The following is a 16,112-nucleotide window of genomic DNA, read 5'->3' on the forward strand; positions in this document are numbered from 1 at the left end:
TATGATTTTTATAAAAGAACTCACGACACTAGAAGAAATGCAGCAAGTGCAAGTGCTGGAGCAGCAAATTTGGCAAACATCCCCACTGCCGACACATCAAACGTTAACGGCCGTCAAGCATGGTGGCATTATGGTAGGGGCCTATGAAGGCGAAACACTAATCGGCTTTAGCTACGGCTTTGCGGCACTCAATAATGGCAAAACCTATTTATGTTCGCATATGCTTGGCATTGATGAGGCCTATCGTTCTCAAAAAATTGGCGAAAAGTTGAAAGACGCGCAGCGAGAAATCGCCATTCAAAAAGGATATGACCTGATGGTATGGACATTTGATCCACTGGAAACACGCAATGGTTACTTGAATTTAACAAAGCTGAACGGCATTTGTGATATGTATCTGGAAAACTGCTACGGCGAAATGCAGGATGGCTTTAATAAAGGGTTACCATCGGATCGTTTTGAGGTGCACTGGCATTTAACGTCTGATTATGTAGCGCAGTCTATCCAACCTGATATCGAAAATCCGGAACCGCTTGGGGAAATGGTTTGGGAGCAGGACAATTTATGCAGGATCACGTTACATAACGTAGATTTCACGAAGTCTGTTTATGCTTTACCTGTTCCAAAGGATTTCCAACAATTAAAGGCGTCGAGTCAGTTGCATGCGATGCACTGGCGATTAGCTGTGCGAGAAACTTGCCAGGCATTATTTGCAGCCGGCTACACAGCTGTTCGCCTGCAGCAGCAGGAAGCGTGGAATGAATATATTTTTGTACGAAAAGACTCATTAGCACTTGGAGGCATCAAACATGAAAATTACCGAAATTACAATTAGGCATTTACAAATGAAGCTAAAGGCACCTTTCACAACAAGCTTTGGTACATTTACAAATAAAGATTTTTTATTACTAGAAGCAAAAGATGAACAAGGGACAATTGGCTGGGGTGAATCTGTAGCATTCCACTCGCCATGGTATAACGAAGAAACGTTAAAAACGAACTGGCACATGCTGGAGGATTATTTGATTCCGTTAATCTTAAATAAAGAGATCAGCCATCCAGATGAAGTGAGCGCTATTTTTGAGCCAATCCGTAAAAATAATATGGCGAAATCAACAATTGAAGGCGCAATCTGGGATATTTATGCCCAACAAACGAATCAAACATTAGCAGCTGCACTAGGCGGTACAAAGGATCAAATCGAGGTAGGAATTAGTATTGGAATCCAAAAGTCGATTGATGATTTAGTCGCTTTAGTAGATGAATATGTGCGTGACGGGTACAAGCGCATCAAAGTAAAAATCAAGCCAGGCTGGGATGTGGAAGTGATGCGTACACTACGTGAAAAATTCCCGGATGTGGCGATTATGGCAGATGCCAACTCTGCTTACGGTCTAGAAGATGCGGAACTATTAAAGCAGCTTGATGAATTTAACTTAACAATGGTGGAACAGCCGTTAGCTTCGGATGATATTATCGATCATGCAACACTGCAAAAACAAATGACAACACCAATTTGTTTGGATGAGAGCATTCACTCATTAGAGGATGCACGTAAAGCCATCGAAATCGGTGCGACAAAAATTATTAATATTAAAATCGGTCGTGTCGGCGGCTTAACAGAAGCGAAGAAAATTCATGATTATTGCGAATCAAAGGGCATTCCGGTATGGTGTGGCGGCATGCTGGAGTCGGGTGTGGGACGTGCCCATAATGTAGCACTGACAACTTTATCGAACTTTATTCTACCGGGGGATACAGCGAGCTCGAATCGCTACTGGGAAAAGGATATTATCGAGCCTGAGGTAGTGGCGGAAAATGGTTATATCCAGGTACCGCAAACAGCTGGTATCGGCTATGCGATCAATCGTGAAACAGTGGAATCTTATACTGTCGAAAAGAAAACATATAACTAATACAAAACAACTCCTTAAGCACGAATGTTTGTGCTTAAGGTAATTTATGGGCTGTTTTATCAGAAAATTCAAACAATAAGAAGGTGCATTATGAAAAGAAGTTTACAAATAGGAGGTGCTTTCGTCGGTTTAATTGTCGGCGCGGGCTTTGCCTCTGGTCAGGAAATTATGCAGTATTTTACAAGTTTCGGTACACTGGGGCTAGTTGGGGGAATTCTCGCTTCTTTAGCGTTTGCCTTTTTAGGGATGACGTTAGCACAACTAGGATCAGAAATGCAGGTTGCTTCCCATAAAGGGGTTATTTATCAAATTAGTGGTCGTTATTTAGGATTCATTTTAGACTTCCTGATTACGTTCTTCTTATTCGGGGTAGCGGTTGTGATGTTTGCAGGTTCAGGCTCTACATTCAATCAAATGTTTGGCATTGACCCTATGATTGGCAGCATTATAATGGTTGGTTTAACGATTGCGACATTGTTATTGAATGTTAAAAACATCATCAATATTATTGCGAGTGTAACACCCTATTTAATGGGGGTTATCTTTGTTATATTAATCTACTCGATTTTTACGATGGATCTATCGTGGTCACAAGCAGATAGCTTAGCGAAGGAGCAGCCGGCAGCGGCAGGAAATTGGTTTATTGGCGCATTATTATATGTTTCATATAATATCGCTGCGGGTGCTGCGCTGTTAATCGTGATGGGTGGTACGGAGAAAAATAGTAAAGTGGCAGGGCGCGGCGGTATTTTTGGCGGGATTATGCTAGGTCTATTAATTATTTTAATCAATGTCGCGATGTTCGTGAAAATCGACGTAGTGGCAGGAGTAGATATGCCGACATTAGAGCTAGCAAATCAAATTCATCCAGCGGTAGGTGTTCTTATGTCAATCGCATTGCTAGGGATGATGTACAATACGGCAGTTGGTATGTTCTATGCCTTTACTGTACGCTTCTTTGCACCTGAATCAAAGTCATTCAAGCCAGCTGTCATCGTCGTTGGCTTGGCAGGATTTGCTGCAAGCCTAGTTGGCTTCACAAGTTTAGTAGGGAAAGTTTACTCAACGATGGGCTATTTAGGGTTTGCTTTAATTCTTGTCGTGATTGTTGCATGGATTCGACGAAAAAAGTTGAAACAAACGGAATCTATACCTTTAAAACATTTTTCGAATAGTGAAGTGTCCTAAACTTATTTTATCCCGGAAGAAAGTAGCAAAAGCCATCTGCAATAAACGTGAAATCGCTTTTTTCTATAACAAGGAAGAGCTTCACCGCTTTCAGGAGAAGTATAAGAATGCGGAAATTATATATGAACTAATATAAAATCCTCTAAAGCGCCCTCTGAAAAATTTTCTGCGGGCGCTATTTTGCTTCAATTATAATGGTTATGGCATTTTAAAAGAGAAAAGTGAATTATCATCTAAAAATAATATAAGTATTGAAAATTGATTCAGAGGGGGCTTTGTACATGATTTTAAAAAGAGGCGTAACAGGCTTTACTGCAGATGATTTATCATTTGAGCGTGATTGGGTAGCACATACTGCAGAATTTAAAAAATATTGCCACGCGTATGTTCAGCAATTAAATGGGAGCGTTTTGGGCTTTTATGAACCTGATATTGATCTTGGGTATGCTCATGCTCATGTAAAAATAGATGGGGAAGAGTTATATATTTTTCATAATAATATGTATGATTATATAGCCTTCACTAAAAATTGTGATATTAGAGGCTTAAACTTTACGGATCATAAATTATTGGGCGCCTTGTTTGCTAATCGCTATACAGTATTAACTGCATCACAATTAGCAGAGCCATTAGTATATCAAACAAAAGACAGAGGTATTGTTTTGAAGAATGAAAATGAACTTAATGGTGTTGAGCTCCGGTTTATGAATCATTTCAGATCACAGACGGTAGGAGATTTAGTATTTAATTATTGGGATTAGTAAAGTGAAACCTTGGCATTATAGATTTCGCTAACCAGGTAGTAAGAGGAAAAGGTCGAGAATTTTAACTTAGCTCAAACAATTTTTATCATTCAAAAAGCTTGAGATCATGGATAACATGTCTCAAGCTTCTTTTTATTTTCTACATATCCCAAATCAGAATCAATAATGAACCAAATATTGTAATAGCTGCGAGAATGACACCGTACAGGATATTAGTATAAATGGCTGAGCCATCTTTTGATTCACCAGCATGCATGAAGACAACTAGCTGTAAAAATGCCTGAATGAAGGCTGTTATTAAAAGAATTGTCATGCCACCTGCGAATGTCATATCTGTAAAGTAAACTATCATAGCGACTACAGTTAGTACCAAAGAAAAGACGAAGCCCATCACCTGTTTTACAGGAAATAATTCTTTCATATTACATCATTCCTTTCAGATAGATGAAGCTAAAGATAAAGATCCAAACAACATCCAAGAAATGCCAGTAAAGGGAGAAGATAAATGATTTATTTGCTGTTTCAGGTGTTAACCCGCGTTTTTTTACCTGAAGGATAATGAATAATCCCCAAAATAAACCTAACGTTACGTGAGCACCATGTGTACCTAATGTGGTTAACAGTGCAGCTGTAAAGGCACTAGTTTGATATGTTGCTTCAACATGGTAATAATGAATAAATTCATAAATCTCCACGCCCAGAAACACTAACCCAAGTAGTAGGGTAATTCCAAAGAAAGTTAGCATCGCATTTTTACGACCAAGTCTCATCGCATGAACACCGAGACCTATTGTGAAACTACTTGTTAGCAAAACAAATGTCTCAATCAATACGGGAGTAATTTCAAAAATTTCTGCAGGTGTTGGACCGCTACCAGTTCTTCCCTCTAGTACGAAGTAAGCCGTGAATAGGGTAGCGAACAGCATAATTTCAGCTCCAAGGAAAATCCAGAAGCCTAGAATATTTAACTGATTTTGATCCGTACTATACTCGAGCGGTTGTGCGTGATTAAGCTTCATTACCTTGCACCTCCTCATATTGTGCTTCTATCTCTTTAATTTCTTTTACATGAATATGGCGTCCATGATCTTTTTCGAATGAACGAAGAGCCATACAAACGAAAATTCCGATTAAAGCAATCACAGCAGGGGCCCATAATGAAAAGATGAATGAGAATCCGGCAACAAAGAAAATAATTCCCATAATAAATGGAACGCCGCTGTTATTTGGCATATGAATATCTTTTACTACACCTTTAAATAATTGCTGCTCTTTTTTCTTTGCATCCCAGAATGCTTCACTTGATGTAACATAAGGTAATCTTGCAAAATTATATTCTGGAATCGGCGTATGAGTAGCCCATTCTAATGAGCGAGCATCCCATGGGTCACTACCGATGTTTCGCGGTGAGTTTTTGTAACTATAGTAAATCGTATAAACGAGTGTTACGAATCCAATTGCCATCAATGCAGCACCAACAAAAGAAACCATGTTTAATGGTCCAAAGCCAGTTGCTTCTGAGTAAGTGTATATACGACGTGCTTGACCATCTAATCCAGTGATATACATTGGGAAGAAAGAAAGTACAAAACCTACTGTAAGTAACCAGAAAGTCAACTTACCAATTTTCTCATTTAACATGTAGCCGAAGAATTTTGGCCAATAATAAGTTAATCCGGCCAGCATAGCAAATACGACACCAGGAATAATTGTGTTGTGGAAGTGAGCTACCAAGAACATTGTATTATGATATTGATAGTCCGCGGCTGACATGGCAAGCATAACACCTGTAACCCCACCAACTGTAAATAATGGGATAAATCCTATAGAATACAGCATTGGTACAGTAAACCGAATTTTCCCTTTCCACATCGTAAATAACCAGTTAAAGATTTTAACACCAGTTGGAACAGCAATCGCCATTGTTGTAATAGAGAAGATACTGTTAGTGAAAGCACCTTGACCCATTGTAAAGAAGTGGTGAGTCCATACTAAGAATGACAGTAAGGAAATCAACACCATTGAACCAACCATCGATTTATAACCATACAGGTTTCTGCCCGAGAACGTTGAAATAATTTCACTGTAAAGGCCGAAAGCAGGCAAGATCAAAATGTAAACCTCAGGGTGTCCCCAAACCCAGAAGAAGTTTGCCCAAAGCATATCCATACCACCATTTGTAGAGGTAAAGAAGTTTGTGTCGAATAAACGATCAGTTGTACCCATTAACAAAGCAATTGTTAATACTGGGAATGCGAACACGATGATTACATTGGCAATAAAAACAGACCAAGTAAACATTGGCATTTTCATTAATGTCATACCGGGTGCTCTCATTTTTAAAATTGTCGTCATCATATTGATTCCTGTCATTAGGGAACCAATCCCGGAAATTTGAAGAGCTAACATGTAATAGTTAGTTCCCACTGATGTACTGAACTCATTTCCGGCAAGAGGGAAGTAGGAAGTCCAACCTGCATCCGGAGAACCACCGATAACGAACGAAATGTTAAATAACATTGCGCCTGCAAAGAATAACCAGAAGCTGAGTGCGTTTAAACGAGGGAATGCGACGTCGCGTGCACCAATTTGTAATGGTACGACTAAGTTCATAAAGGCAAAGATAAATGGCATTGCCATGAACATGATCATTACAATCCCGTGTGTTGAAAAGATTTCATTGTAATGTTGTGCATCTAAAATTTTCATCTCGGGTGAAGAGAGCTGGGCACGCATTAGAACCGCATCCGCTCCACCACGGAAAAGCATAATCAGGGCAGAAAACAGGTATAAAAGCCCGATTTTTTTATGGTCAACCGTTGTCAACCATTCCCGCCATAAATAACCCCATTTTTTAAAATAAGTAATACCAATAACAATCCCAATCGATACTAAAGCAATGGCAACCATTGAGGCATAAATCATTGGACTTGGATGAGGTATGGCGAAACGTTCAAAGAATTCCATCTTTATTCTCCTCTCTAGATTAAAAGAGTAATCTTTGAATCTAGTTTTTCTATTTTTTACTAATGACCATTGTGGTCAGATTCTTCATTTGACTCATTGTGTGACTGTTCATCATGTTCAGCTTCATCTGTAACCGAACCGTGATTATGTTCGGGTGCAGGGCTAAATTCTAAATGTGTACCTGTAAAGGTCATTTGTCCTAAGTGACCAGGCTCTAATAATTTATTGAAAGTGCTTTCTGTTAATGGTTCAGCAGTTTCATAAACTTCTTTAACCCATTCATCGAATTCCTGCTGAGACATTGCTGTGACATTAAATATATTTTCTGCGAAACCTTTACCACTAAAATTAGCGTTTCGTCCAACATATTCTCCCGGAACGTCAGCTGCTAAGTGTAAGGTTGTAACCATGTCGGCCATCGCATATTTTTGACCGCCAAGCTGTGGAATCCAGAAACTCGTAATCGGTCCATAAGAGTAAAGTCTAAACTCAAGAGGTCGATCCGTTGGAACATATAAGTAGTTTACTGTTTCAATTCCTTGCTCCGGATAGCTAAAGTGCCATTTCCAGTCTGAAGTAGAAGCATAGACGACTAATGGTTCCTTATCTTCATAACCTGTTGGTGCAGATTCTACAATATAGTTACTTTGAACAGAAACAAATGATAGATAGGCTACAATTAGTATTGGAATCCCTATGCAAATCACTTCTACCCAAATATTTGCCTCGACATGAGGTGGTTCATAATCAGATGGTTGGTTTGATGCGCGATACTTGACCAAGATATACACTAAAATAACAAGAACAACTATGACAACAACTGCCATGATTCCAATAGATAACATGATATCACTTGCTTGTCTTGCAGCCATTGGTCCTTTCGGATCCAGAACCGTTAATGGTTCACAGCCAGCTAGAAAAACAGTAAGCAAGATCATTGATACTAAAAATGGCCATTTAATTTTCATACAGAAAATCCTTCCCTTACTGTTAAGTAAAATTAATTGAAACGTTACAAATAAAAATTGAATAAGTGAGAATGAAATTCCCCAACCTTTTCCATAGGTAATTTCCTTTCACGTAATCTTGGCATTTCATAGGCTAATAATTGGTTTATGCGTTACCAGGTACACAACTCGTAATCATATTAGTTGCGCTAAATATGAAAGGCAAGAAAATACAAAATCTATCACAAAATGTTCTAAAACAAGGAAATAAATTTTTTTACTCATTTATTAAGTTTCGTTGTATAAGAATCAGCGCCACTAATGGTTTTGTTCGAAAATTAAGCTGTTGAAAGTAGCTTTAAAAAGAATGTGGTTGGCTAAAAATGCAATGGAATGGATGGTTATTTTTGAGTCCAAATGAAATAGAATATAGTAATTTTAAATGAACCGCTAATTAGGGAAATAAGGAGTGTTACAGATGGATTGGAGACCGGACAGAACAGCGAAAAAAGCAATATATAAACAACTTGCAGAATATATTGAAAGTGGAATAGCAGATGGTACATTTCCACCCGATAAACCGTTGCCATCTGAAAGATATTTAGCAAAGGAACTGAATGTTAACAGGAGTACGGTAATTGCCGCTTATGATGAATTGGAAGCAAATGGACTCATTGAAAGAAATAGAGGAAGCGGAACGACGATTAGTAAAGATATTTGGGGTCTAGCCAAGAAACGTATTCCCAGCTGGAATAGATATATCGAGGCAGGGTCCTTTTTGCCCAATCTACCTGTTACACAACGAATAAGAAATGAAACGGTAGATCATAAATTAATTAATTTAGCTAGCGGAGAACTGTCGCAGGACCTTTTTCCAATGAATTTTTTAAGAGAAATTACTTCTACAAGATCCTTCATTGGAAGCTTGGGATATGATCATCCTCAAGGGAGCGCTATTTTAAGGAATACTCTTACAGAACACGTAAATAAGTATCGGGGAATTGAAACAAATCCTTCTTCGATTCTGATTACATCCGGGGCACAACAAGCGTTACATTTAGTCGTACAGTGTTTGTTAAAGCCCGGAGACGCAGTTGCAATAGAAGATCCTTCTTATACGTATAATCTCCCAATTTTTAAATCTGCAGGTTTAAAAGTATATTATTTGCCTGTCGATAAGGATGGTATAGATCCTGAAATTTTACTGTCATTATATAAAGAGCATCGAATTAGAATGATTTTTTTAAATCCTGATTATCATAATCCTACAGGTTCTCAGCTAAATGAAACACAACGTAAAGCGATTTTGGAAATATCCTCTGAACATGGAATCCCTGTAGTAGAAGATGACCCATATAGTTTAACATCATTTAATGGAAAAAAGATTCCTACACTAAAATCATTGGATGTTCACGGGAATGTCTTATATATTAGCTCTTTGTCAAAAATTGTTGCTTCGGGGTTAAGGATTGGCTGGATTATAGGGCCAAAATCAGTAATTGAGAGATTATCTGATGCAAAACAACAAATAGACTTTGGCCATTCTAGCTTTACACAATGGATTGCAAACGATTTTATGGAATCCTCGAATTTTCAGTCTCATATAGAAAAATTGAGGAAAGAATTAGAAAAACGGAGAAATCAAATAGTTACAAGTCTTAATTTATATTTAAAGAATCAGGTAGAATTCTCTATTCCAGAGGGCGGTATTCACATATGGGTTAAACTCAAAAAAGACTACAATGAAATGCAATTACTAGAGGAATCCATTAAAAGGGGTGTAATCTATGTTCCCGGCTCGACAATGGGTTCAAAAAAAGGATATGTGCGCTTTACATTCGCTAGGGAAGATGAAAAATCAATTGCCGAGGGAATTAAACGGTTTGCTGAAGCATGTCAATTTCTTTAAACAACTTAATCATAATACTTCAAAAGAATCATGAATTGTTCATGATTCTTTTGTTATTAAATGGTAAATGGATGGCTGAAAAAACATTGGATTGGATGGTCATTAAAGGATGGGAACTCTTTAAGATGGTGGTAGGCTAATATTATGGTTTTAATGCATTACTTTTTCACAACTTTTAAGAGCAACAAATTTAGAAAAGGGTTATAGGAAGAGAATATATAACTACACATTCAAGCATTAACAGTTCTTTCTCAAGGGTATATCCCCTCTGACATTTCGATACTTGTACAATTACGATAGCTAATTTGGAATATACATTTAAAATATCAAGCAGTGCTTCTTTATAAGGAAAAGAAGGCATTAAGCTTAAATTAATATGTGTAAAAAGTTTCTAAAAAACTAAAATTAAAAAGGTAGATAAATAGATGGACTATGCAAAATTAATCGATCATACGTTACTTTCACCTACTACTACAGAAGTAGAAATAGTGAATTTATGTAAAGAAGCCAAACAATATGGCTATGCATCTGTATGTGTAAATCCTGTATGGGTAAGGTTATCTTCAGAACTTTTGCGTGATTCAGATGTCAATGTTTGTACGGTTATAGGATTTCCCTTAGGCGGAAACACCCCGGAAACAAAGGCATTTGAAACTGTAAATGCAATTGAAAATGGGGCAACTGAAATAGATACAGTTATTAATATCGGTGCACTGAAAAATAAAAACGATTCACTTGTTGAAAATGATATTCGCGCAGTTGTTAATGCAGCAAGTGGAAAAGCCCTAGTAAAAGTTATTATTGAGGCTTGTTTATTAACAAATGAAGAAAAAGAAAGAGCATGTAGATTGGCTGTTAGAGCTGGTGCAGACTATGTCAAAACTTCAACGGGATTTTCCTTACATGGTGCAACTGTTAAAGATGTTGCGATAATGAGAAAAGCAGTTGGACCAAATGTTGGCATTAAAGCATCAGGAGGAGTAAGCAATAAAGCGGATATAAAATTAATGGTTGAAGCAGGTGCTTCTAGAATAGGGACTAGTTCTGCTGTGAAGATATTTGGAAGACAGATGTGATGTGAACTTTTTAAAATAAAAGTTATATATCAAGAAATATTCCAAGGAGTGAATAGATATGACATGGACGGCTGTTTTAATTCTATTTGTAGGAATACTTATTAAAATGTTAACAAGTCCACCAAGTGCGGTTGTAGCATGGGTTGTGAGTAAATATGCACTGCATCCAAAACTAGATTCAAAGGATATTACTGTAACCTTTAACGGAAAGAGCGTTGGAGAAGAGGAGAAAATAAGATTTATTAATTATTTTAATGAAGCAAATTTTTTAGAGAGATATCATATCTTCCCGGGAAGTGAAGATTTATTTCTAAATCCTGATAGTAATGTTATTCCCTTTGTCATCAATGCGAAGAGTAAAAACAAAGAAATAAATTTCTTTGTTTACACATACGATGAGCACATTGATGTAGTCAAGCAATGGAAGAAGAAAATAGCTTCTTACAGTCTTAGCTCTGAGAATCTGCAAGAGTTTACCGTTTCAAGTAGTAAAAGCTAAGGATAATTTCAAATAACATTTCCTACTACTGAAGGTTTTTCAATAAAATCGTAGTGTCGGTAATCTTAATATGTTAAAACGTCTTCGACTAAGACCATTGTTTGGAACAGTTGTATTGGTACCAAAGAGGGTTGCCGGCAAACTACTTTTTTATTGTACCAATGAGGCAAGAATATTAGGGGAAAAGACAAAGTATAGAATTAAGGGAGGTTTTCTTATGCCAAATTGGTTGCATAATACGCTATTTGTCCTTTTATTAATAGTAAGTTTTGGATGTGTTTCTAGTGGAATTGAATGGAAAACTCACAAAAATACAGTCGTAAAATAATTAGAGTTCTTCTATAAAAAAATTTGATTTAATTCACTCCCCGAAGGTTTTACCAACATTTGAAGATATTATTTCTTAATAGTTCCTTTGAACGGTATCTCGTTTTTTATGATTACATTAATCCAGTGCTAGGAAATATAAGAAAACGCAAAATCCTCATCATTAACTAAAGATGAGGATTTTTCTTTATATAATGTTTCGTTATTTTGGACAGTTACTAAGCTACGGAGTTGGCTGAGACAAAAGAGTAATAGTGCCCCTAGTTAATGAGGTGGGCGATATTTTACACAAACGAGGGTTATTAGCCTAATTCCTGTTAAATAAGGACTATGAATTACTGAGCTGTGTATCCACCGTCAACAGCAATCACTGCACCTGTAACGAAATCATTTTCAGCTAAGAAAACGAAAGCATGGGCAATTTCGCTTGGATCTCCAAGTCTGCCAATCGGGTGTCTCGCAACAAGACCTTCGTAGAATTCTCCAAGAGCTTCTTTGTTTACCATACCAGACTCAATGTAACCAGGAGAAACAGCATTAACGCGAATATTGCGAGAAGCATATTGAACTGCAGAAGATTTTGTCATCCCTACAACCGCATGTTTTGAAGCTACATAAGGATAAGCACCACCTTCAGCAACAAGTCCTAAAATAGAAGACGTGTTCAGGACGACGCCGCCCCCAGTTTTAAGGAACTCTTGAACCGCATATTTAGTTCCGAAGAATACACCATCTTGATTTACACGGATAACTCGATGATAATCTTCATAAGTTAATTCATGCATTTCACCTAGAGCCCCAATACCAGCATTGTTAACGATGATGTCTAATTTACCAAATGTTTCAACAGTCTTCGCAACAAGATTTTTAACTGACTCTTCATTTCCAGCATCTACTTGAACAAATAAAACTTCGAAACCTGCAGCTTTTAATTCTTCCTCTTTCGCTTTACCTGCCTGTTCATTGAAGTCAGCCAAAACTACTTTTGCCCCTTTTTCTGCAAAGGCCTTTACTGTTGCTAACCCAATACCAGAAGCTCCACCTGTAACGATTGCTATTTTGCCGTTTAAATTTGCCATATAAGTAATTCCTCCTGTTCAATTTTAAAACAAATACATAAGTACTTTGATAACTTTATTCAAAGTTTCAAGGCGGATATATCGTTAAGGATAATCATCTCAAAAGTTACGAATGTTTAAACAATTAATGTCATCCCTTTTATATTCATTTACAAATTATTCGTATTCTATCCTTAAAGAGCATTTATTATAATTAGCAGTTTACTCCTTGATATTTAAGGGTTAGTAATCTGTTTATAGAAAAAATCTGTCCAAAATAATTATAATTAATAAAGGGGGAGTAAGATAAATTTGTTATCAATCTGCATCCAATCATTTGCCTCTAAAATCATGAAGTTGTATATTTAATTTGTTAGTAACAAAAATTTATTAACGATACTGGGAACAATCACGTTAGTTTGTGGTTTTTCTGAGAAGGAGAAATTGTATTGAAATTAAAAGACAAGGTAGTGATCATTACAGGTGGTGCAGGCGGTATTGGCGCTGGTATAGGTCGTGCAATGGTGAAAGAGGGAGCAATTGTTGTGGCAGTTGATCTCAATCCGGAAGCCGGCGCAAACGTATTAGCTGATTTACAGCAACATTCGCCGCAATCTAGCTTTATTGAATTTGATTTAACAAAGCATGATCAACTAAAAAATGTCGTGGAACAAGTTATCGAGAAATATGGCCGTTTAGATGTGTTAGTGAATAATGCACATGCTTCTAAACAGGTATCGTTCCTTGAAACAACTCCAGAACATTTGGCATTGTCAATGGATACAGGCTTCTATCCTACATGGTACTTAATGCAGGCTGCTATTCCACATTTAAAGAAAACACGTGGTAATATTATTAACTTTGCTTCAGGTGCCGGGTTAAAAGGGCATAAAACACAAGCTGCCTATGCCGCAGCAAAAGAAGCGATTCGCGGTATTACGCGTGTCGTAGCGAATGAATTTGGTGCAGATGGTATTACAGCAAACCTGATTTCACCAATCGCCAATTCAGAAGGTGTACAAGCTTGGGCTAAAGCACAGCCGGAATATTATGAAGGTGTACTTGCTGGTATTCCGATGGGTAAATTCGGTGATCCGGAACAAGATATCGGACGTGCTGCTGTCTTTTTAGCTTCAGAAGACTCTAAATATATTACAGGTCAAACATTGATGGTTGATGGCGGCTCGATTATGCTCCATTAACATCGTACATTAAATAAATACAACGAAACGGATATAGGGGTGACCCCCTGATATCTCTATAAACCATGCAAAAGACGCTTTCTTATTAAGAAGGCGTCTTTTTTGCTCGATATAGTAATACAGGTAAATGCAGTTTTATTTCTCTAATGGAATACCCAACAAATCGGGAACTGTGACAAATTCATAGCCTTGCTCTTGCAGTTTTGGAATAATTTGTTGAAGCGATAAGATTGTATTCGTTCGATCCCCAGACGATTCTGCACCATCGTGCATGAGAATAATCGCACCTGGATGAATGTTGTCTACTACTCTCGAAGCAATAACTTCTGGCGGGTCTTCTTGCCAATCCAACGTATCAATATCCCAGGCAATCACGTTATAGTTCATTTTCCCAAGCTTCTCGACTAATTCATTGTAAAGGAAGCCATAAGGTGGTCTAAATAATTTTGTCCGGTAACCAGTAATTTCGTTAAGGGCATCTTCCGTTCTCGTTACTTCACTCTCAAGCGTTCCGAGGTCAGCTTCTTCGACAAGGTTAGGGTGGGCGTAGGTATGATTTCCGATTACATGACCCTCGTTTTGCATTCGCTTCACAATCTCGGGGTTAGCAACGGCTTTTGAACCTAATACGAAGAATGTTGCTGGGACATTGTACTGTTTTAATACATCTAATACGTCATTTGAAAATCGGGGATCAGGACCGTCATCAAAAGTTAAAGCAATTCGTTTTTGATCAGTAGGACCTTGTAAGAAAAATATTTCTGGATACCGTTGTTGTAAAATTCTTAGGTCAACAGGCTGCTCAGGATCCTGCCCGGAAGGTTCAGTTTCTGCTTTAAGATCAGATAAATCTCGTTCCGCATTTTCCTGTAAGTCAGCTTTCAACAATTGCCTTGCTCCATCTGCAGCATAAACGCTCATGATATCTGTTAGAGGCAAACAAAATACAAACCCCATAACCAACAACCACTTGACTATTCGTTCTTTCATCCATTCATCTCCTTCCTTTTTTATATTGATTCCCCTTTTAGAGAGGGCTATCCTAACTTAAATATGTTTATATTTCTCATTTTTGTTTAGCAAAGTAATTTCAAAATTTTGAACCGTTTTCATTCATAACCTCAGGTGTCCTTCGGAAATGATGGTAAACGTCAAATAGCCCCAACACTAATGGAGGTGGGGCTTGTTGTATATTTCCCTAACCATTTTGGCTTCTTCCCAAGGGCAGTGCCAGTTATTGTCATTTTAAATAAAAAGATGAACCATCAATGATATCAACATCTTCACGAAGTTTTATTTCCTCCATCAACTGAAATAACGCTTCATCTTTCTTTTTTGCCTCAATCATACAATGTATTTCCGGTACTGTTCCTTTGATTTCATTTAAAAATCTGAAAAACATGTCTACGTCCACATAATCGGAATGATGGCGGAATTCTCTGTCGCTTTTAGGACTTGAAATATGCATTTTTATTGGCAACGGTGAATCCTTCCAAGTAGCGACAATTCGGTCCCACTTATCATCCCATTTTTCATCATAATGATGAGCAAGATGGTGATGATAATCAAATACAAGAGGTATTTCTAATTTTTCGCACAAATATAATGTATCATCAACTGTAAAAGAAGTATCGTCATTTTCAAGGATAATCATCTTCTGAAGTGCTCTTGGAACATCCATCCAATTATCAACGAATTGCTCAAGAGAATTCTCGGTTTCTTTATAGTTGCCACCAACATGAAGAACACATCGGTGTGTCGGATCTATTTTCATTCCCTTTAACAATAAATAATGCATCTTTAACGTTTTTAAAGAGTTTTTGACTACCTCTGCTTTAGGTGAATTCAGAACGACAAAATGATCAGGATGAAAATCAATTCGTATATTATGTTTTGTTGCGTACTCACCAATTTCAGTTAACTTCTCTAATAAGGGCTTTATATAATTCCAATCAGGCAGTTCTTCATGGTTAGCTAGAGGAATCAATCGAGAGGTTAAGCGATAGAAATGAATTTCATTAAAGACATTATGTTTTAATAACCTAAATGTATTTTCTAAATTTTTCAGTGCTATCCGCTCTAATTTTCGTATGGCCGCTTCACGATCCTTAATTTTTTGGAATTGTGTAAACGTCATCGTTTGAGACGGAGAAGCATTCTTTAGCTCCATACTCATCGCAACATATCCTAATCGTACAATCGTCATTAACCCACCTCATCTGTAGTATGTACGGTAGGGAATAAATTAATTATCCAATA

The 16,112-nt window shown here is 37.4% G+C and carries 15 protein-coding genes; 8 read left to right on the forward strand and 7 right to left on the reverse strand.

The features are described from left to right. The 4 genes from ABS917_RS11635 to ABS917_RS11650 all read left to right on the forward strand — a co-directional run. On the forward strand, nucleotides 1-835 hold an 835-nt coding region (locus ABS917_RS11635; RefSeq protein ID WP_350479132.1), incomplete at its 5' end, for a GNAT family N-acetyltransferase. Then, nucleotides 810-1,916: an o-succinylbenzoate synthase gene (gene menC, locus ABS917_RS11640; RefSeq protein ID WP_350479133.1), complete on the forward strand. Its 1,107-nt coding sequence runs from the start codon at nucleotides 810-812 to the stop codon at nucleotides 1,914-1,916. The genes ABS917_RS11635 and menC, both read left to right, overlap by 26 nt. A gap of 90 nt (nucleotides 1,917-2,006) precedes the next feature. Next, nucleotides 2,007-3,104, forward strand: coding sequence for a YkvI family membrane protein (locus ABS917_RS11645; protein WP_350479134.1), 1,098 nt, complete (start codon nucleotides 2,007-2,009; stop codon nucleotides 3,102-3,104). Nucleotides 3,105-3,385: 281 nt separating this feature from the next. After that, complete coding sequence (locus ABS917_RS11650) at nucleotides 3,386-3,865, forward strand: hypothetical protein (protein ID WP_350479135.1); 480 nt, start codon at nucleotides 3,386-3,388, stop codon at nucleotides 3,863-3,865. Between the two features lie 142 nt (nucleotides 3,866-4,007). On the opposite strand, the gene qoxD is transcribed toward ABS917_RS11650, so the two are convergent. From qoxD to qoxA, 4 genes are read right to left on the reverse strand one after another with little or no spacing between them, the layout of a single operon-like run. Then, nucleotides 4,008-4,289 (reverse strand): cytochrome aa3 quinol oxidase subunit IV, encoded by a 282-nt coding sequence (gene qoxD / locus ABS917_RS11655; protein ID WP_008405415.1) that lies wholly within the window; start codon nucleotides 4,287-4,289, stop codon nucleotides 4,008-4,010. Nucleotide 4,290: 1 nt separating this feature from the next. Next, complete coding sequence (gene qoxC, locus ABS917_RS11660; protein WP_008405414.1) at nucleotides 4,291-4,887, reverse strand: cytochrome aa3 quinol oxidase subunit III; 597 nt, start codon at nucleotides 4,885-4,887, stop codon at nucleotides 4,291-4,293. After that, nucleotides 4,877-6,835 carry a cytochrome aa3 quinol oxidase subunit I gene (gene qoxB, locus ABS917_RS11665; protein WP_350479136.1) on the reverse strand — a complete coding sequence of 653 codons (1,959 nt, stop codon included), beginning with the start codon at nucleotides 6,833-6,835 and terminating at the stop codon, nucleotides 4,877-4,879. The genes qoxC and qoxB overlap by 11 nt, the downstream gene beginning before the upstream one ends. A gap of 59 nt (nucleotides 6,836-6,894) precedes the next feature. Continuing rightward, nucleotides 6,895-7,803, reverse strand: coding sequence for a cytochrome aa3 quinol oxidase subunit II (gene qoxA / locus ABS917_RS11670; protein ID WP_350479137.1), 909 nt, complete (start codon nucleotides 7,801-7,803; stop codon nucleotides 6,895-6,897). Nucleotides 7,804-8,260: 457 nt separating this feature from the next. On the opposite strand from qoxA, the gene pdxR reads away from it, so the two are divergent. The 3 genes from pdxR to ABS917_RS11685 all read left to right on the forward strand — a co-directional run bounded on the left by pdxR (nucleotide 8,261) and on the right by ABS917_RS11685 (nucleotide 11,266). Next, nucleotides 8,261-9,691, forward strand: a complete 1,431-nt coding sequence (pdxR, locus tag ABS917_RS11675; RefSeq protein WP_350479138.1) for a MocR-like pyridoxine biosynthesis transcription factor PdxR — start codon at nucleotides 8,261-8,263, stop codon at nucleotides 9,689-9,691. A 425-nt stretch (nucleotides 9,692-10,116) separates the two neighbouring features. Then, nucleotides 10,117-10,767 (forward strand): deoxyribose-phosphate aldolase, encoded by a 651-nt coding sequence (deoC, locus tag ABS917_RS11680; RefSeq protein WP_350479139.1) that lies wholly within the window; start codon nucleotides 10,117-10,119, stop codon nucleotides 10,765-10,767. Between the two features lie 58 nt (nucleotides 10,768-10,825). Then, complete coding sequence (locus tag ABS917_RS11685; protein WP_350479140.1) at nucleotides 10,826-11,266, forward strand: YfmQ family protein; 441 nt, start codon at nucleotides 10,826-10,828, stop codon at nucleotides 11,264-11,266. Nucleotides 11,267-11,928: 662 nt separating this feature from the next. On the opposite strand, the gene ABS917_RS11690 is transcribed toward ABS917_RS11685, so the two are convergent. Next, entirely contained in the window at nucleotides 11,929-12,672 is a 744-nt protein-coding gene (locus tag ABS917_RS11690) for an SDR family NAD(P)-dependent oxidoreductase (protein WP_350479141.1), read from the reverse strand. Between the two features lie 428 nt (nucleotides 12,673-13,100). Here ABS917_RS11690 and ABS917_RS11695 point away from each other — a divergent pair, with 428 nt between their 5' ends. Continuing rightward, nucleotides 13,101-13,853 carry an SDR family NAD(P)-dependent oxidoreductase gene (locus ABS917_RS11695; RefSeq protein WP_350479142.1) on the forward strand — a complete coding sequence of 251 codons (753 nt, stop codon included), beginning with the start codon at nucleotides 13,101-13,103 and terminating at the stop codon, nucleotides 13,851-13,853. A gap of 135 nt (nucleotides 13,854-13,988) precedes the next feature. Here the strand turns inward: ABS917_RS11695 and ABS917_RS11700 are convergent, their stop codons facing one another. Both ABS917_RS11700 and uvsE read right to left on the reverse strand, forming a co-directional pair. Continuing rightward, the gene (locus ABS917_RS11700) at nucleotides 13,989-14,843 is read right to left on the reverse strand and encodes a polysaccharide deacetylase family protein (protein WP_350479143.1); all 855 of its coding nucleotides are present in this window, start codon (nucleotides 14,841-14,843) and stop codon (nucleotides 13,989-13,991) included. A gap of 250 nt (nucleotides 14,844-15,093) precedes the next feature. Further along, the gene (gene uvsE, locus ABS917_RS11705; RefSeq protein WP_350479144.1) at nucleotides 15,094-16,059 is read right to left on the reverse strand and encodes a UV DNA damage repair endonuclease UvsE; all 966 of its coding nucleotides are present in this window, start codon (nucleotides 16,057-16,059) and stop codon (nucleotides 15,094-15,096) included. Nucleotides 16,060-16,112: the final 53 nt, after the last annotated feature.

The sequence above is a fragment of the Solibacillus sp. genome (assembly GCF_040273735.1).
In the GTDB taxonomy this organism is placed as follows: domain Bacteria; phylum Bacillota; class Bacilli; order Bacillales_A; family Planococcaceae; genus Solibacillus.

Excerpts from the sequence above, each read along its gene's own strand:
- ABS917_RS11690 (WP_350479141.1), bottom strand. The coding sequence starts at position 12,672 with ATGGCAAATTTAAACGGCAAAATAGCAATCGTTACAGGTGGAGCTTCT.
- qoxD (WP_008405415.1), bottom strand. The coding sequence starts at position 4,289 with ATGAAAGAATTATTTCCTGTAAAACAGGTGATGGGCTTCGTCTTTTCT.
- qoxB (WP_350479136.1), bottom strand. The coding sequence starts at position 6,835 with ATGGAATTCTTTGAACGTTTCGCCATACCTCATCCAAGTCCAATGATT.
- ABS917_RS11645 (WP_350479134.1), top strand. The coding sequence starts at position 2,007 with ATGAAAAGAAGTTTACAAATAGGAGGTGCTTTCGTCGGTTTAATTGTC.
- menC (WP_350479133.1), top strand. The coding sequence starts at position 810 with ATGAAAATTACCGAAATTACAATTAGGCATTTACAAATGAAGCTAAAG.
- ABS917_RS11700 (WP_350479143.1), bottom strand. The coding sequence starts at position 14,843 with ATGAAAGAACGAATAGTCAAGTGGTTGTTGGTTATGGGGTTTGTATTT.
- qoxC (WP_008405414.1), bottom strand. The coding sequence starts at position 4,887 with ATGAAGCTTAATCACGCACAACCGCTCGAGTATAGTACGGATCAAAAT.
- ABS917_RS11650 (WP_350479135.1), top strand. The coding sequence starts at position 3,386 with ATGATTTTAAAAAGAGGCGTAACAGGCTTTACTGCAGATGATTTATCA.
- ABS917_RS11685 (WP_350479140.1), top strand. The coding sequence starts at position 10,826 with ATGACATGGACGGCTGTTTTAATTCTATTTGTAGGAATACTTATTAAA.
- pdxR (WP_350479138.1), top strand. The coding sequence starts at position 8,261 with ATGGATTGGAGACCGGACAGAACAGCGAAAAAAGCAATATATAAACAA.
- uvsE (WP_350479144.1), bottom strand. The coding sequence starts at position 16,059 with ATGACGATTGTACGATTAGGATATGTTGCGATGAGTATGGAGCTAAAG.
- qoxA (WP_350479137.1), bottom strand. The coding sequence starts at position 7,803 with ATGAAAATTAAATGGCCATTTTTAGTATCAATGATCTTGCTTACTGTT.
- deoC (WP_350479139.1), top strand. The coding sequence starts at position 10,117 with ATGGACTATGCAAAATTAATCGATCATACGTTACTTTCACCTACTACT.